The sequence below is a fragment of the Chryseobacterium sp. JV274 genome (genome assembly GCF_903969135.1).
Lineage (GTDB): Bacteria > Bacteroidota > Bacteroidia > Flavobacteriales > Weeksellaceae > Chryseobacterium.
In genome coordinates, this window is the sequence record NZ_LR824569.1 from 3,682,695 (window position 1) to 3,707,011 (window position 24,317).

Annotated in this window: 27 protein-coding genes; 24 read left to right on the top strand and 3 right to left on the bottom strand. The window is 36.8% G+C overall.

Features of this window, described 5'->3' with window-relative positions; all coding sequences use genetic code 11:
- Positions 1-2 precede the first annotated feature (2 nt).
- Positions 3-2,597 carry an ATP-dependent chaperone ClpB gene (clpB, locus tag CHRYMOREF3P_RS16990; RefSeq protein ID WP_180565095.1) on the bottom strand — a complete coding sequence of 865 codons (2,595 nt, stop codon included), beginning with the start codon at positions 2,595-2,597 and terminating at the stop codon, positions 3-5.
- Between the two features lie 370 nt (positions 2,598-2,967).
- Here clpB and CHRYMOREF3P_RS16995 point away from each other — a divergent pair, with 370 nt between their 5' ends.
- The 23 genes from CHRYMOREF3P_RS16995 (at position 2,968) to CHRYMOREF3P_RS17100 (ending at position 21,700) form a co-directional block, all read left to right on the top strand.
- Positions 2,968-3,546: a TetR/AcrR family transcriptional regulator gene (locus CHRYMOREF3P_RS16995; protein ID WP_180565096.1), complete on the top strand. Its 579-nt coding sequence runs from the start codon at positions 2,968-2,970 to the stop codon at positions 3,544-3,546.
- A 172-nt stretch (positions 3,547-3,718) separates the two neighbouring features.
- On the top strand, positions 3,719-5,035 hold the full coding sequence (locus tag CHRYMOREF3P_RS17000; protein ID WP_180565097.1) for a phenylacetate--CoA ligase family protein: 1,317 nt from the start codon (positions 3,719-3,721) through the stop codon (positions 5,033-5,035).
- Positions 5,035-6,120, top strand: a complete 1,086-nt coding sequence (locus CHRYMOREF3P_RS17005) for a 2Fe-2S iron-sulfur cluster-binding protein (RefSeq protein WP_180565098.1) — start codon at positions 5,035-5,037, stop codon at positions 6,118-6,120. Before CHRYMOREF3P_RS17000 ends, CHRYMOREF3P_RS17005 begins: the two co-directional genes overlap by 1 nt.
- Before the next feature lie 91 nt (positions 6,121-6,211).
- Positions 6,212-7,150 (top strand): 1,2-phenylacetyl-CoA epoxidase subunit PaaA, encoded by a 939-nt coding sequence (gene paaA / locus CHRYMOREF3P_RS17010; protein ID WP_077413751.1) that lies wholly within the window; start codon positions 6,212-6,214, stop codon positions 7,148-7,150.
- 111 nt (positions 7,151-7,261) lie between these two features.
- A complete protein-coding gene (gene paaB, locus CHRYMOREF3P_RS17015; protein WP_039364405.1) occupies positions 7,262-7,543 on the top strand; it encodes a 1,2-phenylacetyl-CoA epoxidase subunit PaaB in 282 nt (93 codons plus the stop codon).
- Positions 7,544-7,644: 101 nt separating this feature from the next.
- Positions 7,645-8,394, top strand: a complete 750-nt coding sequence (gene paaC, locus CHRYMOREF3P_RS17020; RefSeq protein ID WP_180565099.1) for a 1,2-phenylacetyl-CoA epoxidase subunit PaaC — start codon at positions 7,645-7,647, stop codon at positions 8,392-8,394.
- Between the two features lie 6 nt (positions 8,395-8,400).
- Complete coding sequence (locus CHRYMOREF3P_RS17025) at positions 8,401-9,210, top strand: alpha/beta hydrolase (protein ID WP_077413749.1); 810 nt, start codon at positions 8,401-8,403, stop codon at positions 9,208-9,210.
- 3 nt (positions 9,211-9,213) lie between these two features.
- The gene (gene paaD, locus CHRYMOREF3P_RS17030) at positions 9,214-9,678 is read left to right on the top strand and encodes a 1,2-phenylacetyl-CoA epoxidase subunit PaaD (RefSeq protein ID WP_047373936.1); all 465 of its coding nucleotides are present in this window, start codon (positions 9,214-9,216) and stop codon (positions 9,676-9,678) included.
- A 141-nt stretch (positions 9,679-9,819) separates the two neighbouring features.
- Positions 9,820-10,620 (top strand): enoyl-CoA hydratase/isomerase family protein, encoded by an 801-nt coding sequence (locus CHRYMOREF3P_RS17035; protein WP_047382975.1) that lies wholly within the window; start codon positions 9,820-9,822, stop codon positions 10,618-10,620.
- A gap of 93 nt (positions 10,621-10,713) precedes the next feature.
- Entirely contained in the window at positions 10,714-11,844 is a 1,131-nt protein-coding gene (locus tag CHRYMOREF3P_RS17040) for a 3-hydroxyacyl-CoA dehydrogenase NAD-binding domain-containing protein (RefSeq protein WP_077413748.1), read from the top strand.
- Between the two features lie 18 nt (positions 11,845-11,862).
- Complete coding sequence (locus CHRYMOREF3P_RS17045; protein ID WP_077413747.1) at positions 11,863-12,090, top strand: hypothetical protein; 228 nt, start codon at positions 11,863-11,865, stop codon at positions 12,088-12,090.
- 21 nt (positions 12,091-12,111) lie between these two features.
- Positions 12,112-12,420 (top strand): hypothetical protein, encoded by a 309-nt coding sequence (locus tag CHRYMOREF3P_RS17050; protein ID WP_077413746.1) that lies wholly within the window; start codon positions 12,112-12,114, stop codon positions 12,418-12,420.
- Positions 12,421-12,429: 9 nt separating this feature from the next.
- On the top strand, positions 12,430-12,843 hold the full coding sequence (locus CHRYMOREF3P_RS17055) for a PaaI family thioesterase (protein ID WP_077413745.1): 414 nt from the start codon (positions 12,430-12,432) through the stop codon (positions 12,841-12,843).
- 30 nt (positions 12,844-12,873) lie between these two features.
- A complete protein-coding gene (locus CHRYMOREF3P_RS17060) occupies positions 12,874-13,569 on the top strand; it encodes a DUF6624 domain-containing protein (RefSeq protein WP_077413744.1) in 696 nt (231 codons plus the stop codon).
- 59 nt (positions 13,570-13,628) lie between these two features.
- The gene (gene pcaF / locus CHRYMOREF3P_RS17065; RefSeq protein ID WP_077413743.1) at positions 13,629-14,834 is read left to right on the top strand and encodes a 3-oxoadipyl-CoA thiolase; all 1,206 of its coding nucleotides are present in this window, start codon (positions 13,629-13,631) and stop codon (positions 14,832-14,834) included.
- 78 nt (positions 14,835-14,912) lie between these two features.
- Positions 14,913-15,506 (top strand): transferase hexapeptide repeat family protein, encoded by a 594-nt coding sequence (locus CHRYMOREF3P_RS17070; protein ID WP_077413742.1) that lies wholly within the window; start codon positions 14,913-14,915, stop codon positions 15,504-15,506.
- A gap of 19 nt (positions 15,507-15,525) precedes the next feature.
- Entirely contained in the window at positions 15,526-16,353 is an 828-nt protein-coding gene (locus CHRYMOREF3P_RS17075; protein ID WP_180565100.1) for an alpha/beta hydrolase, read from the top strand.
- 119 nt (positions 16,354-16,472) lie between these two features.
- Entirely contained in the window at positions 16,473-18,968 is a 2,496-nt protein-coding gene (gene paaZ / locus CHRYMOREF3P_RS17080; protein WP_180565101.1) for a phenylacetic acid degradation bifunctional protein PaaZ, read from the top strand.
- A 100-nt stretch (positions 18,969-19,068) separates the two neighbouring features.
- On the top strand, positions 19,069-19,788 hold the full coding sequence (locus CHRYMOREF3P_RS17085; protein WP_077413739.1) for an XAC2610-related protein: 720 nt from the start codon (positions 19,069-19,071) through the stop codon (positions 19,786-19,788).
- Positions 19,789-19,921: 133 nt separating this feature from the next.
- A complete protein-coding gene (locus tag CHRYMOREF3P_RS17090; RefSeq protein ID WP_156118866.1) occupies positions 19,922-20,083 on the top strand; it encodes a bacteriocin-like protein in 162 nt (53 codons plus the stop codon).
- Between the two features lie 153 nt (positions 20,084-20,236).
- A complete protein-coding gene (locus CHRYMOREF3P_RS24270; protein WP_262889612.1) occupies positions 20,237-20,653 on the top strand; it encodes a DUF4241 domain-containing protein in 417 nt (138 codons plus the stop codon).
- Complete coding sequence (locus CHRYMOREF3P_RS24275) at positions 20,604-21,002, top strand: DUF4241 domain-containing protein (protein WP_262889613.1); 399 nt, start codon at positions 20,604-20,606, stop codon at positions 21,000-21,002. Before CHRYMOREF3P_RS24270 ends, CHRYMOREF3P_RS24275 begins: the two co-directional genes overlap by 50 nt.
- A gap of 2 nt (positions 21,003-21,004) precedes the next feature.
- Positions 21,005-21,700 (top strand): SMUG2 DNA glycosylase family protein, encoded by a 696-nt coding sequence (locus tag CHRYMOREF3P_RS17100; protein WP_077413737.1) that lies wholly within the window; start codon positions 21,005-21,007, stop codon positions 21,698-21,700.
- A gap of 74 nt (positions 21,701-21,774) precedes the next feature.
- Here the strand turns inward: CHRYMOREF3P_RS17100 and CHRYMOREF3P_RS17105 are convergent, their stop codons facing one another.
- A complete protein-coding gene (locus CHRYMOREF3P_RS17105) occupies positions 21,775-22,596 on the bottom strand; it encodes a T9SS type A sorting domain-containing protein (RefSeq protein WP_077413736.1) in 822 nt (273 codons plus the stop codon).
- Positions 22,597-22,633: 37 nt separating this feature from the next.
- On the bottom strand, positions 22,634-23,185 hold the full coding sequence (locus CHRYMOREF3P_RS17110) for a phage tail protein (protein ID WP_077413735.1): 552 nt from the start codon (positions 23,183-23,185) through the stop codon (positions 22,634-22,636).
- A 252-nt stretch (positions 23,186-23,437) separates the two neighbouring features.
- Here CHRYMOREF3P_RS17110 and CHRYMOREF3P_RS17115 point away from each other — a divergent pair, with 252 nt between their 5' ends.
- Positions 23,438-24,202 carry an enoyl-CoA hydratase/isomerase family protein gene (locus CHRYMOREF3P_RS17115; RefSeq protein ID WP_180565102.1) on the top strand — a complete coding sequence of 255 codons (765 nt, stop codon included), beginning with the start codon at positions 23,438-23,440 and terminating at the stop codon, positions 24,200-24,202.
- Positions 24,203-24,317 lie beyond the last annotated feature (115 nt).

A 24,317-nucleotide genomic window follows, 5' to 3' on the forward strand; every position in this document is an offset into this window, starting at 1 on the left:
TTTTATTGTTCAGTAGGTCTGAAAACCAAACCGGTTTCTACAAAATAATCCAGTGTGATTCTGTCTCCGTCATTTACTTTACCGGCAAGAATCTCTTTAGACAATTTGTTCAGAACCTCCTGCTGAATCACTCTTTTCAATGGTCTTGCCCCGAAAGCAGGATCATAACCTTTATTCATCAGATAATCTACAGCATCCTGAGTGAAAGTCATAATGATGTTTCGTTTCGATAACATTTCATTAAATCCTCTCAACTGATACTGAACGATTTTTCCGATTTCTTTTTTTCTTAAAGGCTGGAACAGTACAATTTCATCAATTCTGTTCAGGAATTCCGGACGCAGGGTTTGTTTTAAAAGATCAAAAACTTCATCTTTTGTTTTGTCCACAATTTCATCCTGATTTTCCTCTGTAAGATTCTCAAAATTCTCCTGAATAAGGTGTGAGCCTAAATTCGAGGTCATAATGATGATTGAATTTTTGAAATTTACCACACGTCCCTTATTGTCTGTCAGACGTCCGTCGTCCAAAACCTGAAGCAGGGTATTGAAAACATCCGGATGGGCTTTTTCGATCTCGTCCAAAAGCACTACAGAATAGGGTCTTCTTCTTACCGCTTCAGTCAATTGTCCGCCTTCGTCATATCCTACATATCCCGGAGGTGCTCCTACCAATCTTGAAACACTGTGACGTTCCTGATATTCACTCATATCAATTCTCGTCATATTGTTTTCATCATCGAATAAGAATTCTGCCAATGCTTTTGCAAGCTCGGTCTTACCAACTCCGGTTGTCCCCAGGAATAAGAAAGATCCGATAGGCTTTTTATCATCGCTCAATCCGGCTCTGTTCCTTCTGATAGCATCAGCAACTGCCTGAATCGCTTCATCCTGCCCAACCACTCTGTGGTGGAGTTCAGATTCCAGGTTTAATAATTTATCTCTTTCGGATTGTAATAATTTAGTTACAGGAATACCTGTCCATTTGCCAATCACTTCAGAGATATTTTCTGCAGTAACTTCTTCTTTGATCAGTTCATTCTGATGGTTTTGCATTTCAAGCTCCATCTTGGTAAATTCTTCCTCCTTTTCACGAAGTTTTCCGTATTGGATTTCCGCTACTTTTGCATAATCTCCAGATCTGGAAGCTCTTTCTGCTTCATGTTTCAGAGATTCAATATCTTTTTTGATCTGGGTAAGATCTTCACTTTTCTGTTTTTCTTTCAGCCATTTCGCATTGATCTCATTTCTCTGTTCGGAAATTTTAGCAATATCCTCTTTCAGATGATCAATTTTGGTCTGGTTGCCTTCCCTTGAAATGGCTGCCAATTCAATTTCCAGCTGCATCAGTTTCCTGTCAAGAACGTCCAGCTCTTCCGGCTTGGAATTGATTTCCATTCTCAGTTTGGCAGAAGCTTCATCAATAAGGTCGATCGCTTTATCCGGTAAGAAACGGTCTGAAATATATCTTTGAGACATTTCCACAGCAGCAATAATTGCCTCATCTTTGATTCTTACCTTATGGTGAGCTTCATATTTATCTTTAATACCACGAAGGATGGAAATAGCAGATTCAGTATCCGGTTCTTCCACCATTACTTTCTGAAAACGTCTTTCCAGCGCTTTATCTTTTTCAAAATACTTTTGGTACTCATTCAAAGTAGTTGCTCCAATTGCTCTCAATTCACCTCTTGCCAAAGCAGGTTTTAATATGTTGGCAGCATCCATCGCTCCTTCACCACCGCCGGCACCCACCAATGTGTGGATTTCGTCGATGAAAAGTATAATCTGTCCATCAGCTTTGGTGACTTCATTCACAACGGATTTCAGACGTTCCTCAAACTCACCTTTGTATTTGGCTCCGGCGATCAAAGCTCCCATATCCAATGAGAATAATGTTTTATCCATCAGATTTTCAGGAACGTCACCGTTGATAATTCTGTGGGCAATTCCTTCGGCAATGGCTGTTTTACCTACACCCGGCTCCCCGATAAGGATTGGGTTGTTTTTTGTTCTTCTGGAAAGGATCTGTAAAACCCTTCTGATTTCTTCATCACGCCCGATTACAGGGTCCAGTTTGCCTTCTGCCGCTAACTCGTTGAAGTTTTTAGCATATTTATTTAAGGACTGGTATGTTTCTTCTGAGCTAGCAGAAGTTGCTTTACTTCCTTTTCTTAATTCTTTGATAGCACCTTCCAGCAGATTTTTGGTTACACCCATATCTTTCAGCATCTTGGATACTTCAGAGCTGGTCTCCAAAAGAGATAGCCATAAATGTTCAATCGTTACATATTCGTCACCCATTTTCTTAGCGATATTGGGTGCATCCAGCAATACTTTGTTGGCAGATTGTGAAAGGTAAATGTTTCCTCCCTGTACTTTTGGAAGTTTTTCTAAATTTTCACGGTTACGCTCTCTTACTAAATTGGCATCTGCTTCAGATTTTTTAAGTAAGAAAGGCGATATATTTTCATCTACCTGGAAGATTCCTTCAAGGAGGTGTTGAGGTTCGATACTTTGGTTGCCCAATTCCATAGCAATCTGTTGTGCTGCCTGGATGGCTTCCTGTGATTTTACTGTATATTGGTTCAAGTTCATATTTTATATATTTTTGGTAATGATTTGTTCAAAGTTTAGTTTTTAAAAAACATCAAGAAACTAAATTTTAAGGCTCAGTTTCTTAATGTCATCAATTATTTAATCATTTATTCGATGACTATATCGCAAAAACTGTTCAATTATTAAATTTACAAAAAAATAGGACAAATTTTCCGGATATTGTATTTTTAACGGAAAATTAACTTGACAAAATTTCCGATTTCGTAATTATTTCTTTGAAATTCATGAACAAATAGTCAGAATCAGGTAAAATAGCCAATCAATGAAACTGAAGTTGAAGAGCCTTGTGCTTTTTATGATCAAAAAAGGAGCAGTTTAAATCAGAATAATTACTTTTGCATTTTACCAGATGGAACTAAAAGAAAAACAGAGAAAAATATTAGACGTAGCAGTAGAACTTTTCAAAGAGAAAGGGTATATGGGAAGCTCAGTAAGAGACCTGGCTACGAAACTCAATATCAAAGCAGCATCGCTGTACGCACATATCCGTTCAAAGGAAGAAATTCTGGAATGGATTTGTTTTGGCATTGCTCAGGAGTTTTTTGATGAGCTTCAGAAAGTAAAAAATACAGATATTACTCCAAGAGAAAAACTAAATCTGTTACTGGATAAGCATCTGTCTGTTGTTCTTAAAAACCGTGATGTCACTCATATTTATTCTAATGAATGGAGACATCTGGAAGAAAAGCTTCCCGAGTTTGTAGAGTTAAGAAAAAATTATCAGCAGGAAGTTGAAAAACTCATTTCTGAGATCTACAGTGCAGAAAACTGGGAACTGAAATCACCATCATTTACAACAAGATTTATTCTTCATACTTTAAACAATTCTTATTTCTGGTTCAAAAGAAGCAGTGATTCTACTGATGAAATCACTGAAGAAATCAGGGAGAAAATCCTTTTTGGATTACTTGGAAACCAGAAGATATAGTCTTTCGCAAGTAGAAATCATTAGTACATTTTACATTATACTTTTTACAAGAAAAGAAATCCCGCGTTACTTTTCTTATTTAGAATCATTCAAAATATGACAAAAGTCATAAAAATTTTGCCAGCTTATAAAATCTTTTTAAATTTACACCTAACAAATGTTAGTTAGTTTTATGGATTTTTCAGTTGAATATCTGGAGCTGGGTCAGTTGAGACAGCTTCAATCCGACCGGTTGATGAGTTTGATCAGCTATTTGGGGGAGAAGTCGGAATTTTATAAAAAGAAATTTGATGAATTACAAATATCTCCACAGGATATAAGGTCGATTGAAGATATCAGGAAACTTCCTATTACTTACAAACAGGATTTAAGAGATAACTACCCATTTGGTTTATTTACCGTTCCTAAAAATGAGCTTCAGCGTATTCATTGCTCAAGCGGAACAACAGGAAAGCCAACGGTGGTAGGATATACAAAAGAAGATGTGGACCTTTTCAGTGAAGTGGTGGCCAGATCTTTACATGCTGCAGGAGCGAAACCGGGAATGCAGCTGCACAACGCTTATGGGTATGGAATTTTCACAGGAGGATTAGGGCTTCATTACGGAGCAGAGAAACTGGGGATGAGTGTTCTTCCTATTTCGGGAGGAATGACGGCGAGACAGGTAGATCTGATTGTAGATTTTAAGCCGGAAGTGATTTGCTGCTCTCCATCATATGCTTTGACTATTGCAGATGAATTTGCCAGAAGAGGAATTTCTGCAGATGAAATCAGTCTTCAATATGCTGTGTTAGGCTCAGAACCATGGACGGAAATTATCAGAGGTCATATTGAAGAAAAATTAGGGGTTCATGCAACCAATATCTATGGGTTGAGCGAAATTATCGGCCCGGGAGTTTCAATGGAGGATTTCGAGGAAAAAGGAGGTTCTTATATCTGGGAAGATCATTTTTACCCTGAAATTTTAGATCCGGTTACCAAACAGCCGGTTTCTTTTGGAGAAGAAGGGGTGTTGGTGATTACAACGTTAACGAAAAAAGCAATGCCGCTTCTTCGTTACTGGACCAATGATATCACAAGCCTTTATTATGATGAAAATGCTAAAAGAACGATGGTGAAAATGAAACCCATTGTCGGAAGAGCAGATGATATGCTGATTGTAAGAGGTGTAAATGTCTATCCAAGCCAGATTGAAGAGGCTTTCTCTTATGTGGAAGGAGTAGTGCCTAATTATTATCTAACGCCTATCGAAAAGGAACATATGTGTATCGCTTTGGATATTGATGTTGAAATAGACGATGAGCTGGTAAAGACGCAGAAAATAGAAGCAAATACCGATGATTATTTTAATTTTGTCGGGAACTTTGGAAAAAACATAGAAAACGAAATAAAAAAACGGGTAGGAATCACAACGAAAGTGAAAGTTCATGCCCAGGACAGCCTGCCAAAGTGCGAAGGTGGAAAAATTAATAGAATACTTAAAAAATAATGAATTCATTTTATAAACTTAAAACAGTTAAAGTTCAGAAAGATACTTCCGAAGCAGTCAGTGTGGCGGTAGAAATCCCTGAAGAACTGAAAGATAAATTCAGGTTCAAACAAGGGCAGTATCTGAATTTCCGAATGATGATCAACGGAAATGAAGAAAGACGTTCTTACTCTATCTGTAATGCTCCGAGCGAGAAAAGCAATACGCTGGAAGTATTGGTAAAGCTGCTTGAAGGCGGAAAAGTATCAGGCTATTTCAATGAGCATCTTCACATGGATGAAATCCTGGAAGTAATGCCTCCGATGGGTGGTTTTAATACCTCTTATCATCCTACAAACGTAAAAACTTACGTTGGTTTGGCTGCAGGAAGCGGAATTACTCCTGTTTTATCCAATATTAAAGAAAGCCTTTATCAGGAACCCAACAGTACTGCTTACCTGTTTTACAGCAACAGAAGTATGAATCATATTTTAAGGAAAGCGGAAATTGACAGATTGGTAGAACATTTCAATGGCAGACTGAAGGTGATTTACCTGGTAAGCCGTGAAAAACATGAAGATCCTGTTTTTGAAGGAAGAATTTCTTCCGAGAAATTGGAACAGTTATTTGAAAGATATACAGATATTGATGTAAGAGAAGCTACCTATTTCATTTGCGGACCTGCAGAAATGATTAAAGGGATTGCAGACTACCTGAAAAAAGATAAAAAAGTACCTGCTATCCAGGTATTATTTGAATATTTCACTGCTCCTGATGAAGAAAATACGGAGGAAATGAGTGATGAATTCAAGGCAATTGCCAATATTGAAAGTATGGTAACGGTAATTATTGATGATGATGAATATTCGTTCCACCTTAATTCTAAAAAAGAGAGTATCTTAGATAAAGCATTGAAAGACAATCTTCCTGTACCTTTTGCATGTAAAGGAGGAGTGTGCTGTACGTGTAAAGCGGAAGTTTTGGAAGGAGAAGTTTTCATGGAGAAAAACTACGCGCTTACCGAAGATGAAGTAGCCAGAGGCTTCGTTCTTACCTGTCAATGTCACCCGACAACGAATGTGGTGATGCTTAATTATGATGTTTAATTTTTTGTAAAATGTAAAACGTATAATGTAAAACGTATATCGAAAATACATTGTACAACCAACATTTTACTTTAGTACAAAAAACAAAAAAATGGACTTAGAAAAATTTGTACAATATGTACATGACGAAAATAAAGTAGAACCAAAAGATGTAATGCCCGATGATTACAGAAAATTATTGGTTCGTCAGATTTCACAGCACGCCCATTCTGAAATTGTAGGAATGCTGCCGGAAGCCAACTGGATCTCCAGAGCTCCTTCATTGAGAAGAAAAATGGCTCTTTTAGCAAAAGTTCAGGATGAGGCAGGCCACGGTTTATACCTTTATTCTGCAACAGAAACGTTAGGAAACGGAACTATCAGAGCTGATAGAGACGCTACTTATGATGATATGCTGGAAGGAAAAGCAAAGTACTCAAGTATCTTTAATTATCCAACGCTAAGCTGGGCGGATATCGGTGCAATCGGCTGGCTGGTAGATGGTGCAGCCATTATGAATCAGGTAATGCTGATGGGGAATTCTTACGGTCCTTATTCCAGAGCGATGGTGAAAATCTGTAAAGAAGAATCTTTCCACCAAAGACAGGGATATGAGATTCTAATGGCACTTTGCCGTGGTACCAAACAGCAGAAAGAAATGGCTCAGGCTTCATTAAACCGTTTCTGGTGGCCGGCTCTAATGATGTTCGGACCTAATGATGACAGCTCGCCAAACTCTAAGATCTCTATGAATTACAGAGTAAAAAGAGAAAGTAATGATAACCTTCGTCAGAGATTTATCGACGTTACTGTTTCTCAGGCTGAATTCTTAGGATTGACTGTTCCGGATAAAGACCTGAAATGGAATGAAGAAAGACAACATTATGATTTCGGAGAACTTCCTTGGGATGAATTTATGGAAATCTTAAAAGGAAACGGACCTTGCAATAAAAAGCGTATCGAAACCAAGAGAAAAGCTCAAAGAGAAAACTCTTGGGTGAAAGAAGCAGCGGTAGCTTTTGCGGAAAAACAACAAAAAGAAGTAATATAATAATGTAACAATATACCAATGTAGAAATGTAACAATCATTGTCATGCTGAGCTTGTCGAAGCATCTCATTGTTAAACTGGTACATTGATACATTGTTAAATTAATTTGACTATGGCAAATTTAGATATGTGGGAAGTGTTTATTCAAACTAAACCGGGATTATCTCACAAACACGTTGGAATTGTACAGGCACCAACAGCAGAAATGGCTTTGCAGAATGCAAGAGACGTTTATACAAGAAGAAAAGAAGGAACTTCTGTTTGGGTAGTTCCAAGCAAATATATTGTGACTTCGGAAGGTGTGGATAAAGAAGCATTCTTCGATCCGGCTGATGACAAGCTATACCGTCACCCGACGTTCTATGATATTCCAAACGATGTAAAAAATATGTAATAAGACTTTCGAGATAATAGACAGATAGATAAAAGACCTTAAGGTTTACTCGTCTATTTTCTATCCATCTATCATCTATCCGTCTTTAAATTGATTAAACAATGAACCCATTATATAATTATTTATTAAAACTCGCAGACGACAGTTTCATTATGGGACAGCGTTTGTCTGCATGGTGTGGTGAAGGTCCTTATTTGGAGGAAGATATTGCATTGACAAACATTGCGCTGGATGAACTAGGACAGGCTAATAACTTTTATGTTTATGCTTCAAGAGTAATAGATAACGGTAAAAGTGAAGACGATTTAGCCTTTTTAAGATACGAACACGAATATGTAAATGCACACTGGACGGAACTTCCAAACGAAGATTATGCTCAGACCATTCTGAAAGTGTACGTTTTTTCAGTGTATCAGAAACTGATGTACGAGGCATTGTCAAACTCTGCAGATGAAGAACTTTCGGCTATAGCACAAAAATCATTAAAAGAAGTAAGATATCATTATACTCATGCTGCATCCTGGATGAAAATCTTCGCACAGGGAACAGAAAAAAGTAAATTCCGTGTCGTAAAAGCAATTGAAGATATCTGGGAATATACAAAAGGTCTTTTTGCCAAAACAGAAGGTGAAGATGATCTTATTGCTTTAAACATCGTTCCGAATGCAGATGCTCTTTACGAAGAATTTCTTGTCATTACGAAGAAAGATTTTGCTGATTTCGGTTTAGAATATCCTGAAAACCCCTTCATGCAGCCTAAATCAAGAACAGGATATCATACAGAATATTTCGGATTTATTCTTTGTGAGCTTCAGTATATGCAGAGAGCGTATCCTGGATGTACCTGGTAATAAGTCATGAAGAAGATGCTTCTGGGGATATTGGCTTTTTTTCTTGCAGCATATGTGATAGTATGTGTTGGAATCTATTTCTATCAGGAGAAAATTATTTTTTATCCTGAAAAATTACCGGAAAACTATAAATTTAAATTTGAGGGTGATTTTGAAGAAATAACAATCAAAACACAGGATAATAAGCATTTGAACTCTGTTCTGTTTAAAGCTCAAAACCCAAAAGGAGTCATCTTTTATCTTCATGGAAATGGAGGATCAATAAATGGCTGGGGAGAAGTAGCTCAGTTATATCGCAGTATGAATTATGATACGTTTATGCTTGATTATCGGGGCTACGGAAAAAGTGAAGATAAAATTAATAGTAAAGATCAGCTTTTCTCGGATGTTGAAAGTGCTTACAAAGAGCTTTTGAAAAAATATCCGGAGAACAAAATTATTATTTTAGGATATTCTGTAGGAACAGGGCTGGCTGCAAAATTAGCATCAATGCATAACGCAAGATTATTGATTTTACAGGCACCTTATTATAGTATAGAAGATGAAATGAGTCAGAAATTCTCATTTCTTCCGAAATTTCTACTGAAATATAATTTTGAAACTGGTGAATATTTAAAAAACGTTAAGTCGCCGGTAGTTATTTTTCATGGTGATAAAGATGAGGTTATTAATTATAAAGCATCTTTAAAACTTAAAGATAATTTCAAAAAAGATGACAGCTTGATTATATTAAAGAATCAGTCTCACAACGGAATAACAGATAATTTGGATTATCAGAACAGAATGAAAGTAATTCTTGATTCTGATAAAAAATAAAATATGAATCAGCTTTTAGATTTATTAAAAACAATTCCCGATCCGGAAATTCCGGTTATTGATATTGTAGAATTAGGAATTGTAAGAGATGCACAGGTCACAGGTGAAAATACATGTGAAGTAATCATTACGCCTACTTATTCTGCCTGTCCTGCTATGTTTACCATTGAGGAGGATATTATCAAAATGATGAAAGAAAACGGTTGGGATGCAAAAGTAGTGACCAAGATGTTTCCGATCTGGACAACAGATTGGTTAACGGATGAAGCGAGGGAAAAACTCCGTGTCTACGGAATCACACCTCCCGAAAAAGGAGCAGACGAACATCACATCGGAAAACCGAAAAAATGTCCGCGCTGTGGTTCTGAGCATACCAAACAGATCAGCAGATTTGGATCTACCTTGTGTAAGGCATCTTATCAATGCTTAGACTGTCTGGAGCCATTTGATTATTTTAAATGTCATTGATGAGTAATCAACCAATCTGCATAAAATTTACGCCTATGCAAAGCATAACGAAGGATTTGTTAGATTGTCAAATTATTAGACTGTTACATTAATTTATATTGTTAAATTAGTGCGTCGTTAAATAATAAATTAATAAAAACTATGTATACACAACTTGATATTGAAACGCATTTTGACGGGAAGCTTAAAATCGCATATCTTAATCAACCGGAAACAATGAACGCCCTTACCAAGCCGGCTTTATCAGATCTTAGAGATTTTGTTAAAGAATGCAGTGAAGACGAAACGGTAAGATGTGTTGCTATTTCCGGAAGGGGAAGAGCGTTTTGCTCAGGTCAGAATCTGGATGAAGCCTTTGTGGTAGGTAAAGAACACCATGATCATGACATCATTAGAAAAATTGTGGTAGACTATTATAACCCTTTAGTGTTAGAAGTTACCCGTTGCAAAAAACCGGTTATCGCTTTAGTAAACGGTCCTGCAGTGGGAGCTGGAGCAATGTTGGCTTTAATCTCTGACTTCGTTTTAGCGAATGAGAAAGCATATTTTGCTCAGGCATTTTCAAATATCGGTTTAATTCCTGATACAGGAGGAACGTACTTCTTACCGAAACTTTTAGGTAGACAATTAGCCAATTATTTAGCATTTACAGGTAAAAAATTATCTGCAGAAGAATCTAAAACTCATGGTCTTGTCGCTGAAGTTTTCACTGAAGAAGAATTCGTTCCAAAATCTATGGAAATCCTTGAAAGAATGGCGAATATGCCTACAGCTGCTCTTAAGCTTACCAAAAAAGCTTTTGCCAATTCTTATACCAATACTTTGAAAGAACAGCTTGAGCTGGAAGGAGATCTTCAGCAGGAAGCTGCAGGCACAGAAGACTTCATTGAAGGAGTAAATGCCTTTTTACAGAAAAGAAAACCTAATTATAAAGGAAGATAAATTTCGTATTAATGTATTCATGTAAAGTGTATTAATGATTTTTAAAACGATTTACATGAATACATTTTACATTAATACATTGTACAAATAAAAATGAATATTGGAATTATTGGGGCAGGAACCATGGGTGTAGGAATTGCTCAGGTGGCTGCAACAGCAGGCTGCAAAGTAGTTTTATTCGACGCTAATGCTCCGCAAATTGATAAAGCGCTTTCTGGTTTAGAAAAGACCCTTCAAAAGCTGGCTGAGAAAGGTAAAATCTCTCAGGAAAAAGCAGCAGAAATCAGAAACAATATCGTAAAAGGTGAGGCACTGCAGGATTTAAAAGATTCTGATTTGGTGATTGAAGCGATTATTGAAAACAAAGACATTAAAACCAAAGTGTTTACAGAACTTGAAAACTATGTTTCAGAAAGTTGTATACTCAGTTCCAATACCTCATCTATTTCTATCACCTCTCTTGGTGCAGAACTAAAGAAACCGGAGCGTTTCATCGGAATTCACTTTTTCAATCCGGCTCCGTTGATGCCTTTAGTGGAAGTTATTCCATCCTTATTAACAGAAAATACATTAGCAGAAAAAATATACAACCTCATGAAAGAATGGGGGAAGACTCCTGTTATTGCGAAAGATATTCCAGGGTTCATAGTCAACAGAATTGCCAGACCTTACTATGGGGAAGGGCTGAGAATTGTTGAAGAAAATATCGCTACACCGGAACAGGTGGATGACGCAATGAAAACACTGGGGAACTTCAAAATGGGACCTTTTGAATTAATGGATCTTATCGGAGTAGATGTAAACTTTGCCGTAACAACAACGGTCTATAAAGATTATTTCTACGATCCGAAATATAAACCATCATTACTTCAGCAAAGAATGTCTGAAGCAAAACTTCATGGCAGAAAAACAGGAAAAGGTTTCTACGATTATAGCGAAGGAGCAGAAAAACCTCTTGCTCAGAAAGATGATTCTTTATATCAGCAGATCTTTTTAAGAATCATTTCCATGCTGATCAACGAAGCGGTTGAAGCCAAAAGATTAGGCGTTGCTAATGACGAAGATATAGAACTGGCAATGCAGAAGGGAGTAAACTATCCAAAAGGATTATTAGGCTGGGGCAAAGAAATCGGATATACAAAAATCTCTGAAACCTTACAGAGCCTTTACGAAGAATATCAGGAAGAGAGATACAGACAAAGTCCTTTACTGAGAAAATTGTAAAGATTAATAACTTTTATTATGAGTAGGTCAAGGAGAAAAACGCCCATAACAGGAATTACAACTGCTGTGACAGAAAAGGAAAATAAAAGAAATGCTAATCGGAAACTGAGAAGATTAAACAAAATCAAAATTCACAAAAGAGATTATGATTTGTTTCTATTAAGAGAGATATCCAATGTCTGGGGATTCGATAAAGATGGTAAACGTTATTTAAAAGATGCCAGCAAAAGATGTTTAATGAAATAAAAAGAAAATATAATTATTTTCATGAATATAGAAGAATTCAGAGCTGAGCTAGAAACCAGGCTTTTAATTGAGAAACAATACTTAACTCAGGAAGCCTCCTCTGTAAATGCTGAGGAAAGGCTTGAGCTGTTAGGAAAGTTTAATGAAAAATATAAGGAGCTGATTAAAAGATTAGCTATTGAAAATGGAATTGATTTAAACGAATCATATCCCTCTGAAAATACATCAGACTCAGAAAATCTTACATATGAGCAAATCATTCTGGGTAAAACGATGGGTGTTTATGACAGATTATCCGATGAGCTGTATGAAGAAATAACAAACATATAATTAACAGAAATGAATCCAAGACAAGTAGCAGATTATATGTTCAATCAGGATTATTTTTCCCAATGGATGAATATCAAGATGATTGAAGTAAAAGAAAATTACTGTTTAATAGAAATGCCCATCAAAAAAGACATGATTAACGGGCTTAAAACTGTTCATGGCGGCGTTACCTTTGCTTTTGCAGACTCTGCACTGGCATTTTCATCCAACAATACCGGAGATGCTGCTGTAGCACTGAACTGTATCATCAATTTTACCAAAGCAGGAAAAGAAGGTGATGTTTTCAGAGCAGAAAGTGTGTTGGTGAATGACACGAGAAAAACAGCCGTTTATGACATTCAGATTACCAATCAAAATCAGGAGCTGGTTGCAAAATTTGTAGGAACGGTCTACAAAATCGGGAAGAAAGTAACTGATTTATAAAAACTAAAACCAGACACCAAATTAAACAAAATGAGAAAAATAATTACATTGTTTTTCGGGATTTCAACCCTTTTGATCAATGCTCAGCAGAAAGTAAATGAAACTTTAAAAAAAGAACTTGATGGCATCATGAAAGTGGATCAGGGATACAGAATGCTTTTTGATACCGAGATAACTCCGGAGAAAAAAGAACAGCTGCTGAAAGATCTGAATATTGACAAGGAAGAGTTCAAAAAGAAAAGCTGGCAGCTGGTGGCAGAACATGATAGCCTGAATATAAAGAAAATTGAAAGTATTATTGCTCAATATGGTTATCCCGGAAAAACACTGGTTGGAGAACCTACGAATCAGGCAGCTTGGTATGTAATTCAGCATTCAACCAAAATTGGAAAATATCTGCCTCTCATTAAGGAAGCTGGGAAAAAGAAAGAAATTCCGTTCACATGGGTTGCCATGATGGAAGATAGATATCTGATGCAGGAGGACAAAGAACAGATCTATGGAACGCAGGGAAAAGGTGAAATGACAAAAGATAAAGACGGAAAACAAATCTTTGTCAATTTTGTATGGCCAGTCAAAGATCTTAAAAATGTAAATAAAAGAAGAAAAGAAGCAGGGTTTGATTCCACCTTTGAAGAAAGCGTCCAAAGAATGTATGGGAAGGACTTCAAATATGAACCCTATACTTTAAAACAGGTTTTAGAACTAAGAAATAAAAACAAATAAATAAAAAAGATAGCGTATAATTTTCAAATTATCCATTATCCTATTTTCAAAGTAAAATTATGAACAACGTATACATCATAGACTATGTCAGAACTCCCATCTCAAAACTGCAGGGAGGATTATCAGAAGTAAGAGCAGATGATCTGGCAGCTATTGTGATCAAAGAAGTGGTTGCTAGAAATCCTGAAGTTCCTGTAGGGGAAATTGAAGACGTTATTTTCGGATGTGCCAATCAGGCGGGAGAAGATAACAGAAACGTTGCAAGAATGGGACTTTTACTGGCTGGTCTTCCTTATAAAATCGGAGGAGAGACTGTTAACAGACTATGTGCTTCCGGAATGTCTGCTGTAGCAAATGCATTCCGCTCCATTGCTGCAGGAGAAGGGGAAATTTATATTGCAGGAGGAGTCGAGCATATGACGCGTTCTCCTTATGTGATGTCAAAACCAAGTGCTGCTTTCGGAAGAGACAGCCAGATGTTTGATACCACTTTCGGATGGCGTTTCATCAACCCTAAAATGAAAGAATTGTACGGAGTTGACGGAATGGGAGAAACTGCTGAAAACTTAGCAGATATCCACCAGATCAGCAGAGAAGATCAGGATAAATTTGCCCTTTGGTCTCAGCAGAAAGCAACGAAAGCTCAGGAAAGCGGAAGGCTTGCAGAAGAAATTGTAAAAGTTGAAATTCCTCAGAGAAAAGGGGATCCTGTTGTTTTCGAAAAAGATGAATTTATCAAGCCGACGTCTTCTATGGAAGGGCTGACAAAACTTCGTCCGGCTTTCAGAAAAGAAGGAACGGTAACTGCTGGTAACGCTTCAGGAATGAATGACGGAGCCGCTGCTTTGATTCTAGCAAGCGAAGAAGCCGTTAAAAAATATGGTTTAAAACCAAAAGCAAAAATTCTGGGATCTTCCGTAGCAGGTGTTGAACCAAGAATTATGGGAATTGGTCCTGTAGAAGCAGCTCAAAAAGTATTGAAAAGATTAAATCTTTCTCTTGAAGATATGGATATCATCGAGCTCAACGAAGCATTTGCTGCACAGGCGCTGGCTGTAACCAGAAGCTTAGGGTTGAAAGATGATGATTCAAGAATAAACCCGAACGGAGGTGCTATTGCGATTGGCCACCCACTGGGAGTTTCCGGAGCCAGAATTGTAGGTTCTGCCGCAATAGAGCTTCAGAAGCAGGATAAAAAATATGCTTTGTGTACCCTTTGTATCGGTGTCGGACAGGGATATGCAATGGTAATCGAAAAAGTGTAATCAATTAAAAAAGATAAAAGATATAGAGTCAGGAAAAATGTCTGACATCTGAAATCTACTATCTGATCTCTAACAAATATGAACATCTACTCATACCATGGGATTCGTCCCATTATAAAACCATCTGCTTACATTCATCCGCAGGCAGTCATTATCGGGAACGTAGAAATAGGAGAAGAAGTATATATTGGTCCCAATGCGGTGATCCGTGGCGACTGGGGAAAAATTATCATTAAAGATGGAGCCAACGTACAGGAAAATTGTACCCTTCATGTTTTCCCGAATATAGAAACCATTTTAGAAGAGTCTGCCCATATCGGACATGGAGCAATTATTCATTCTGGTCACATTGGAAAAAATTGTCTGATTGGAATGAATTCCGTTGTGATGGACAAAGCCTATATCGGTGATGAGAGTATCGTGGGAGCATTGGCTTTTGTACCGGCTAATTTCAGATGTGAACCAAGGAAACTGATCGTTGGAAGCCCTGCAAAAATTATCCGTGACGTTTCCGACGAAATGATACACTGGAAAACAGAAGGAACAAAACTTTATCAGGAGTTGGCAAGAGAAGGAAAAGAAGCTATTCTGCCTTGTGAGCCTTTTACTGAATATGTTCAGCAGATTCCAACGAAAATTGTTGATTACAGCATTTGGGATGATATAAAATAATGACCATTTAAAATTAAATATGATTAAAAAAATTGCACTTATATGCAGCATGGTGTTGGCGATGAATGGTGTGGTATCAGCACAGACTGTTACAACAAAACCGCTTACAATCGGAGAAGTGAGGACGATCAAGTCCAAAACGTTAAATGAAGACAGAACGTTGAATATTTATCTTCCACAAGGCTATGATAAAACAAAATCATACCCGGTGATCTATCTGTTGGATGGAAGTATGAATGAAGATTTTATTCACGTGACAGGATTAGTACAATTCTTTAATCAGATGTATTCCATGCCGGAAACCATCGTGGTAGGAGTTGCTAATGTAGACAGAAAAAGGGATTTTACTTTTCATACGGATTTAAAAGACTTGCAGAAAGACTATCCTACAACAGGACATTCTGATAAGTTTATAGCATTCCTTGAAAAAGAATTAAAACCTTATGTGGAAAGTCAGTTCAAAACTACAGACAAATACCTTTTCGGTCAATCTTTAGGAGGGCTTTTGGCCACAGAAATCCTTTTGAAAAAACCGGAAATGTTCAACAACTACTTTATCATTAGCCCAAGTTTGTGGTGGGATGACGAAAGCCTTTTAAAACAAGCTCCACAATTACTTTCAAAATCTCCGGATACGAAGAAATTCATTTATGTTTCTGTAGGAAAAGGAGAGCATCCGGTGATGGTAAAAGATGCCGAAGCTTTCTATGACGTTTTAAAAAAGGCAGGAAAGAAAAACTGGACGGTAGAATATAAAATGATGGAAACAGACAATCATGCAACTATTCTTCACAGAAGTTTATATGAAGGATTAGTGAAAATGTTTCCGTATCAGGAACCGAAATAAATAATAAATCTAATAATATGACAATGTAAGCTGTAATAGTCACACTTGTCATGCTGAGCGTAGTCGAAGCATCTCACTGGTAAATTATTACACCATTACATTGATAAATTAAATATTTTATGGAAAAGTTAAAAAACTATATCTACGGAGAATGGGTAGAAGGTACCGGAAACGGAATGCCTTTGTACAATGCCGTTACAGGAGAACAGGTAGCTGTTTCCGACACAGAAGGGCTTAATTTTGAACAGGCTCTTGACTATGGAAGAACAGTAGGATACAAAAACCTTTCTTCAATGACTTTCTACGACCGTGGTGAAATGTTGAAAAAAGTAGCACTTTACCTGCTGGAAAGAAAGAAAAAATATTACGACTTATCATATAAAACAGGAGCTACACATGTAGATTCATGGGTGGATATTGAAGGAGGTTTCGGAACTTTCTTTACCTATTCCGGATTGGCAAAAAGAATGCTTCCCAATACATCATTTTGGGTAGATGGAGATACTCAGAAAATTTCAGCTAACGGAACTTTCTTGGGAACTCATATTTTAACACCTAGTGAAGGTGTTTCTGTACAAATCAATGCCTATAACTTTCCGGTATGGGGAATGCTGGAAAAGCTTTCTACTTCCTTATTGGCAGGTGTTCCTTCTATTGTGAAGCCATCTCCTTTCGGATCTTATCTTACCAATGCGGTATTTCAAGATATGATTGAAAGTGGAGTATTACCTGAAGGAGCTGTTCAGTTAGTTTGTGGAGAACCAGGAAATATTTTGGATTATGTACAGGATGGAGACTCTGTATTATTTACAGGTTCTGCCCATACAGGTAGAAAATTAAAATCTCTTCCTTCTATTGCAGGAAATGCAGTCCGTTTCAATATGGAAGCAGATTCCCTGAACTGTTCTATCCTTGGATTGGAAGCAAAACCGGGAACTCCGGAATTTGACTTATTCATCAAAGAGGTTCGTAACGAAATGACCACAAAAGCAGGACAGAAATGTACAGCGATCAGAAGAATTATCGTTCCGGAACATTTAATCGGTGACGTTCAGAATGCTTTGTCTAAAGCTTTGGATCAGACTAAAATCGGAAACCCATTAAGCAGAGAAACCAAAATGGGATCTTTGGTGGGAAGACAGCAGTACGAAGAAGTTCTGAGAAAAGTAAATATTTTAAAATCAGAAACAGAACTTGTCTATGACGGAAAACACGAGCTGGTAGATGCCAATTATGAAAACGGTGCATTTATGAGCCCGAAACTATTCCTGAACGACAAGCCTTTTGAAAAAAATATCTCTCACGATGTAGAAGCTTTCGGGCCGGTATCTACATTGATGCCGTATAAAGATGCTGAAGAAGCAGCTGCGTTGGCAAAAAGAGGAAAAGGAAGTTTGGTAGGTTCAATCATTTCTCATGACGAGAATTTTATCGCAGAAACCTCTTGGAAAATGGCCTCCCAACACGGAAGAATCTTTGTGCTGAACAGGGATAACGCCAAAGAAAGTACAGGCCACGGTTCTCCACTTCCTACATTAATGCACGGAGGTCCTGGTAGAGCTGGAGGTGGTGAGGAAATGGGCGGACTAAGCGGTCTTCATTTCTTCTTACAGAAAACAGCTATTCAGGGATCACCGGATGTACTGAAAGCAATTACCAAGATCTACCAGCAGGGAGCAGAGAAAAAATTCTCAGACAAACATCCTTTCCAAAAGTATTTTGAAGAAGTGGAAGTAGGAGATTCTTTGGAAACTGCAGGAAGAACTGTTACCGATGCAGATATTGTTAACTTTTCCAATGTTTCGTGGGATCATTTCTATGCCCATACTGATGCAACGAGTTTATCAGGAACCATCTTTGATAAGACGGTAGCTCACGGATATTTCATCCTTTCAGCAGCGGCAGGATTATTCGTTTCAGGTAAAAAAGGACCTGTTATTGCCAATTACGGATTAGAAGAATGTAGTTTCTTCAAACCTGTATATGCTGGAGATACGATCACTGTTTATTTAACAGCAAAAGAAAAAATCAACAGAGGAGTAAAAGGAAGAAACATTCCTTCCGGTGTTGTAAAATGGCTGGTTGAAGTGGTGAACCAAAGAGATGAGGTGGTTTGTGTAGCAACAATTTTGACATTGGTTGCAAAACAATCTCCTTTCATTGATCTGAATGTGAAAAATGTTCAGAAAATGTTGAATGGATTAACAGAAAGCACTCCTGCGCTTTGGGGAAAAATGTCTCCACAGCAAATGATAGAACATCTTGAACAGGCTCTTCTGGTAAGTTTTGGTGAACCTGAAGCAGAGAAATGTTTCACCCCGGAGGAAAATCTTGAAAAATGGCAGGATTCTCTTTACAATCATAGAGCAATGCCAAAAGAATTTACAGCTCCTTTCCTTCCGAAGGATGGCTCACTTCCGGAACCAACACACAGAAATCTGGAAGCCGCAAAACAATCATTCATGGATAACCTGAAGAAATTTGTGATCTATTACAAAGAAAATCCACAGGCAGAACACATGAATTATGTATTCGGAAAACTGAATAAAGAAATGTGGGAACTGATGCACAAAAAGCATTTTACGCACCACTTCCAGCAGTTTGGATTGATTTAACTCAGGAAAATATAAATTTAAAATCCCTTTCAGTAATTGAAAGGGATTTTTATTTCAAATATGACCGGAAATATATAAATTCAGGAATATTTTTTTAATCATGAAACCTTTAAACATTTCTATTGTCTTTTGTTCTTTTTTACTTTTACTCTTTTTTTCCTGTTCTGGAAATCCGAAACCTGATAAAAAAGGTTATTTTTCTGAAGAAAAATTTGTTGATAGCCTGAATGTTGGACGGAAGGGTAAAACCAAAGTCGAGATTGAAAAATTCCGGCATGTCAAGAATGGTGATGTGTTTGTTACCTTGAATTTTTATGATCTAAAAGATATCTGGGTGGAAACTAAAGGTTCAATATTTCATACCTGGGAATTAAAGAACAGTTTTAAATTTATCAAAGATGGAGTAACCGGTTTAGACGTTCAGATAAGTGACTTTAATAATGATGGCTTCAATGATATGACTTACCAAAGCGGAATAGCTGGAAGAGGAGGAAATATTGTAATGACCTTATTTTTATATGAACCGAAAAATAAAGATTTTATCCACATCAAAAATTCAGATAATTATCCAAACCTAAGTTTTAATTCAAAACTAAATTGTATCAATTCTGTAATTTTAACAGGCTCTACCACAACCGCATTTCTAAAAATTAAAAAAGATTCTCTGGATGAATTTGCACGAGTAGATGTTTCTGATAAAATAGTGGTGGAAGAAAAAGATTCTACAGGCAAGTTTAAAATTATTGAAGAAAAACTATTCAAAGGAAAGGATGATGATTTTTATAAAATTTTTAGAAACTACAAACCTTTAGAATATTGATAGGCTTATTTTATATAGAGGAGGATGTTCATTATTTCAGTTAGTTATATTTTTTTTGCTTAAAAATACCTAACTTTAATAGGCGAAATCCGAAAAGCATATAGAGTAGGAGAAAACATCAAAACTGACCACTATGAAAAACTTAAAAAAACTTTCAAGACATGAGTTGAGATCTCTTAAAGGATCCGGGCCAAACTGGTCTTGTGTCCTTAATCCTTGTCCTCCCGGAAGCTGCTGCCTTCCTGGAAGATGGCCTGATATTGCCAGAGCATGTTATATATGTGCCGATTCTTAGATTTTTTTTAACTTAAAACAATACATAAAGCTGCAATTCCTCGTGATTTGCGGCTTTATTTTATAATCTTTTGTTAAAACATCTTTCCTGTTTGATGCACTTAGATTTATTCATTACTTTCAAACCTGAAATCAATTCATAAAATAAAAAATAATGAACGAAAACTGGATACAAAAATGGGAAGAAGTGAAAAATATTCTGGTTTGTCCTACAGATCTGGAAGCGTATTTTACTTCTGATAAAATTCTGGGAAAGAAATTAGAGACGATGGAAATTGGAAATGTTTCTCTTCCTTCCGGAAAAGTGGTAGTAAGAGATCCTTTGGTTTCTTTAAATGCAAATCAGTCACCTTATTTTATTCAGACTCCGAAGGGGAATTTTCCTGTGACTATTGCCGTGGTAAAATCTGAAGATTGGGGGGACAGGTATGCTGTTGTAAAGGTTGAATTTACCAAAGAAAAGCCTGTTATTTACAGAGAAGCATTAGTCGGGATTGAAGAATTGGAGGGGGTAACCGAAGATGATTTTTTTTGGTTTCGGAGTAGATGCAGGTTTGGGGTGTATTACTGATAAAGAAGTACTTCCTTTTGTAGATAAATTTGTAGATGGAATAGCTGTCGACAATGTTTATGATGATTATTTCGCTGAGCTTTTCTCACAAAGCTATAAAGAACATCCCAATAATCAGAGGGAAGCAGGTGACTGGATCAATTGGACGGTCCCGGGTACCAGTTATCAGATTCCGATGTTTGCAAGTGGTTTTGGCGATGGTAGCTATCCCGTTTACTTTGCTTATGATGACAATGAAGAAATCTGTGGTTTATACATTCAGTTTATTGATATTGAGTTGGCTTTAAGTGATGAGGATGAGGATGAAGATGAGAGTGAACCTGACAATTTTGTTTTTCTTAAAAACTAAATATGAACAAAACTTTTGCAGACCACATCATTGAATTCAATGAAAACCTTAGTTATAAAGGAAGCCTTCCTGAAGGTTTTGAAGTTTTGAATCCCTATCTGGATAATCCTGAAACATTAACGGTGATGCAAAAGTTTTATCACAAGTATTATAATGATTCCACTCAGCGAAAATTTATGATCGGAATCAATCCCAGCCGTCATGGAGCAGGGGTAACCGGAGTTCCGTTTACAGATACCAAAAGACTTGAAAGTATTTGTGGAATAAAAATGAAATCAGCCCATACCCATGAAGTTTCTTCTGTTTTCATGTATGATATGATTGAAGAGTATGGAGGTGTAGATCTTTTTTACAAAGACATTTATATCAATTCTCCATTTCCGCTGGCCATCGTGAGAAAAACAAAAAACGGATGGCTTAATGCCAATTACTATGATGATAAAAAGCTGTTTGAAGCTGTAAAAGACTTTATGATCGAATCTTTGAAGAAACATATCAGTCTTAGTCTCGATACGTCAGAGGTATTTGTTCTGGGTAAAAAAAATGCTGACTTTATTTTAACACTAAACAAAGAAGCAAAACTGTTTGATACCTTGACTGTTCTTGAACATCCCAGATATATTCAGCAGTATAAATCGAAAGAAAAACAGCTGTATATAGACAAATATATTCTGGCATTGAAAAAACAAAACCCTTAATAAAACATTAAGGGTTTTGTCATTCATGAATTAGAATCTTTATGGGATATGGAACTATATAAAATTTTCTGAATTTAGTTTTTAATAACTTTGGTTGATTCTGTTGCTGTTTTGATAATATAAACTCCTTTTGGAAGCTCTGAAATATTGATTTCATTATTTCCCTTCTGAGTTTGTACTGTTTTCAGCGTTTTACCATCCAGACTGTAGATTTTAGCTTCACTGGCTTTTTCTGTTGTGATAGAAATAGGTCCGTTGGTTGGGTTAGGATAAACAGTCAAGTCTTTTTTAATGCTTTTAGCTTCCGAAGTACCCAATACCAGATTGCTGTCTTTTACCCAGGTGAAAGCATCAATGGCTACATATCGGTATAATCCGTTCGCAGTGATCTGCAGCTCATCAATCACAATGTTTGAGTAATTTTGTCCATTTAAATTAGTTAGGTCAATCAGGGTGTATCCGTTCGTACTCCCTAAACTTGTCGCAAATCCGCTGGTTTTTGTTTGGGTAAATTTTGTGACTCCGCTGAGTTTTCCGGTTACAGTTAGTGTTCCTGCTACATTGAGATCGAGGTTCAACGCAGAAAGATACATCCAGAATCGGTTTACTTTAAATAAATTAGAAGTTGTTTTAATACTGAAAGAGGGAGGAGACTGGGTATCGTTGGAATTGTCAATGTATCTGTTGTCATTAGCTGTTCCATTCCAGCCTGTACCTGGGTAATTTCCTTGAATATCGAAAACACTTACATGTGAAATGATATTGAAAATGACTCCATTGTCGGTGAAGCTTGTACTTCCGTGCGATTCCGTTTCAAATTGTTCTGTACTGGTCTGCCCGAATGTGATAATTGAAATGAGCAGACTACAAATTGTTAAAAAAGTAGTGCTTTTCATGATTTTTTTTGTTTTAAATATTAGGTTATTGTGAATATTAATCTCTTGGAGGGTAAATGCCTTCAACGCAGATGATATAATTTAAACCCAGATAAGGAGGCATATTATTCACCGGTAAATTTTGTCCTATAAAGGCAATGCTTTGTCCGTTAATCACGGTATCAGGATTAGAATCATTTACAAAGCTGGATACCACGTTGAAATCTCTTCCCACCTGTGTTCCTGAGATCGCAATAGATGATGTAGCAGTAGGTGTTGATGAGTTGGCATTCTTATTAGCTACTTTCAATTGGAATCCACCTGCGATGCTAGGAAGATTTGAGGTTAAAAGAGTATTCTGTGTAGTACCGGATACCACTCCCAAAGGATAGAACTGGTTGGCGTTTACATTTCCTGCTCCTAAGGCCATACGCCCTTTTAAGTTAGGTAACGCAAAAGTACTGATACCATCTCCTCCGTAAGTTGTTCCTAAAATAGAGAATAGGGCTGAATTTCTTGAAATGCTTATTAAGCTTCCGTCGCAAAACATCCAGCCTCTAGGTGCGAAATTTCCTGCAAATAATTTTACAATTCCAATGTACTCTTCCATAATAATGATATTTAGTTTTAAATTTCTTACTCTGTTATGGGCTTTTCAGATTCCGCCTTTGGTTATTATTCTAAGCCAAAGGAACGATTAATAAGAAGGGAGTGCTAGAGTAGAAAATACCAAATTATAGATTCCGTATTTCTACGTAAGGGGAATCTTATAAATGGTATATCTATAATAGAAATTATTATCTTTAAGTTTCTCTGAAAGAGCTGTATTTCGTATTTTTGTAAGAATCCAATAAAAATAAAAATGAGCGAATTTGTAGCATCAGAAATTAAAAATAATATTGCTGAGATCAGTTTCGGAACACCCAAAAGCAATTCTCTTCCGGGAGCTATTTTAGAAAAACTGGCAGAAACCATTCTTGAAGAGGGAGCGAAAGATGAGGTGAAAGCTATTTTAGTAAAAAGTGCAGGTGAAAAAGCTTTCTGCGCAGGAGCAAGTTTTGATGAGCTTTTAGCTATTGAAGAACTGGAAGCTTCCACACAATTCTTTGGTGGTTTTGCAAAAGTGTTGAATGCTATGAGAAACTGCGGAAAAATCGTAGTAGTAAGAGTTCAGGGAAAAACAACTGGCGGAGGAGTTGGAATTGCTTGTGGAGCAGATTATTGTTTTGCAACGAAAGATTCGGCTTTAGCACTTACTGAGATCAATCTTGGAATAGGACCTTTTGTAATAGGACCTTATGTAGAGAGAAAGATCGGAAAGTCACAATTCTCTGCGATGGCTATTGATGCAGACTTCAGATCTGCTGAATGGGCTGAGCAGCATAATGTCTATCATTCCGTATCAGATTCTATTCAGGAGATGGATGAGAAACTGGAGAATTTTTTACAGACTTTAGCGTCAAGAAACAGTGAAGCTTTAGCATTAATTAAAAAAGTGTCATGGGAGGGAACAGACCACTTCAACGAATTGATGCCGGCGAGAATTCATATGAGCGCAAGTCTTATCCTGGAAGATTCAGCCAAGAAAAATATTCAGTCTATTAAAGAAAAGTTGAGAGCGAAATAAATTTCTTCTTTATTAAAAAAAATAATAAGATTCTAATCTATACATGATCCGGCGAAACATTTGTTTCGCCGGATTTTTTTATGTCTTTTGTATTTCAATATTGCATTATTCAAAA

Bases quoted from the DNA above. Each gene is read 5' to 3' on its own strand.
- clpB (WP_180565095.1), bottom strand. From the start codon at position 2,597: ATGAACTTGAACCAATATACAGTAAAATCACAGGAAGCCATCCAGGCA.
- CHRYMOREF3P_RS16995 (WP_180565096.1), top strand. From the start codon at position 2,968: ATGGAACTAAAAGAAAAACAGAGAAAAATATTAGACGTAGCAGTAGAA.
- CHRYMOREF3P_RS17000 (WP_180565097.1), top strand. From the start codon at position 3,719: ATGGATTTTTCAGTTGAATATCTGGAGCTGGGTCAGTTGAGACAGCTT.
- CHRYMOREF3P_RS17005 (WP_180565098.1), top strand. From the start codon at position 5,035: ATGAATTCATTTTATAAACTTAAAACAGTTAAAGTTCAGAAAGATACT.
- paaA (WP_077413751.1), top strand. From the start codon at position 6,212: ATGGACTTAGAAAAATTTGTACAATATGTACATGACGAAAATAAAGTA.
- paaB (WP_039364405.1), top strand. From the start codon at position 7,262: ATGGCAAATTTAGATATGTGGGAAGTGTTTATTCAAACTAAACCGGGA.
- paaC (WP_180565099.1), top strand. From the start codon at position 7,645: ATGAACCCATTATATAATTATTTATTAAAACTCGCAGACGACAGTTTC.
- CHRYMOREF3P_RS17025 (WP_077413749.1), top strand. From the start codon at position 8,401: ATGAAGAAGATGCTTCTGGGGATATTGGCTTTTTTTCTTGCAGCATAT.
- paaD (WP_047373936.1), top strand. From the start codon at position 9,214: ATGAATCAGCTTTTAGATTTATTAAAAACAATTCCCGATCCGGAAATT.
- CHRYMOREF3P_RS17035 (WP_047382975.1), top strand. From the start codon at position 9,820: ATGTATACACAACTTGATATTGAAACGCATTTTGACGGGAAGCTTAAA.
- CHRYMOREF3P_RS17040 (WP_077413748.1), top strand. From the start codon at position 10,714: ATGAATATTGGAATTATTGGGGCAGGAACCATGGGTGTAGGAATTGCT.
- CHRYMOREF3P_RS17045 (WP_077413747.1), top strand. From the start codon at position 11,863: ATGAGTAGGTCAAGGAGAAAAACGCCCATAACAGGAATTACAACTGCT.
- CHRYMOREF3P_RS17050 (WP_077413746.1), top strand. From the start codon at position 12,112: ATGAATATAGAAGAATTCAGAGCTGAGCTAGAAACCAGGCTTTTAATT.
- CHRYMOREF3P_RS17055 (WP_077413745.1), top strand. From the start codon at position 12,430: ATGAATCCAAGACAAGTAGCAGATTATATGTTCAATCAGGATTATTTT.
- CHRYMOREF3P_RS17060 (WP_077413744.1), top strand. From the start codon at position 12,874: ATGAGAAAAATAATTACATTGTTTTTCGGGATTTCAACCCTTTTGATC.
- pcaF (WP_077413743.1), top strand. From the start codon at position 13,629: ATGAACAACGTATACATCATAGACTATGTCAGAACTCCCATCTCAAAA.
- CHRYMOREF3P_RS17070 (WP_077413742.1), top strand. From the start codon at position 14,913: ATGAACATCTACTCATACCATGGGATTCGTCCCATTATAAAACCATCT.
- CHRYMOREF3P_RS17075 (WP_180565100.1), top strand. From the start codon at position 15,526: ATGATTAAAAAAATTGCACTTATATGCAGCATGGTGTTGGCGATGAAT.
- paaZ (WP_180565101.1), top strand. From the start codon at position 16,473: ATGGAAAAGTTAAAAAACTATATCTACGGAGAATGGGTAGAAGGTACC.
- CHRYMOREF3P_RS17085 (WP_077413739.1), top strand. From the start codon at position 19,069: ATGAAACCTTTAAACATTTCTATTGTCTTTTGTTCTTTTTTACTTTTA.
- CHRYMOREF3P_RS17090 (WP_156118866.1), top strand. From the start codon at position 19,922: ATGAAAAACTTAAAAAAACTTTCAAGACATGAGTTGAGATCTCTTAAA.
- CHRYMOREF3P_RS24270 (WP_262889612.1), top strand. From the start codon at position 20,237: ATGAACGAAAACTGGATACAAAAATGGGAAGAAGTGAAAAATATTCTG.
- CHRYMOREF3P_RS24275 (WP_262889613.1), top strand. From the start codon at position 20,604: ATGATTTTTTTTGGTTTCGGAGTAGATGCAGGTTTGGGGTGTATTACT.
- CHRYMOREF3P_RS17100 (WP_077413737.1), top strand. From the start codon at position 21,005: ATGAACAAAACTTTTGCAGACCACATCATTGAATTCAATGAAAACCTT.
- CHRYMOREF3P_RS17105 (WP_077413736.1), bottom strand. From the start codon at position 22,596: ATGAAAAGCACTACTTTTTTAACAATTTGTAGTCTGCTCATTTCAATT.
- CHRYMOREF3P_RS17110 (WP_077413735.1), bottom strand. From the start codon at position 23,185: ATGGAAGAGTACATTGGAATTGTAAAATTATTTGCAGGAAATTTCGCA.
- CHRYMOREF3P_RS17115 (WP_180565102.1), top strand. From the start codon at position 23,438: ATGAGCGAATTTGTAGCATCAGAAATTAAAAATAATATTGCTGAGATC.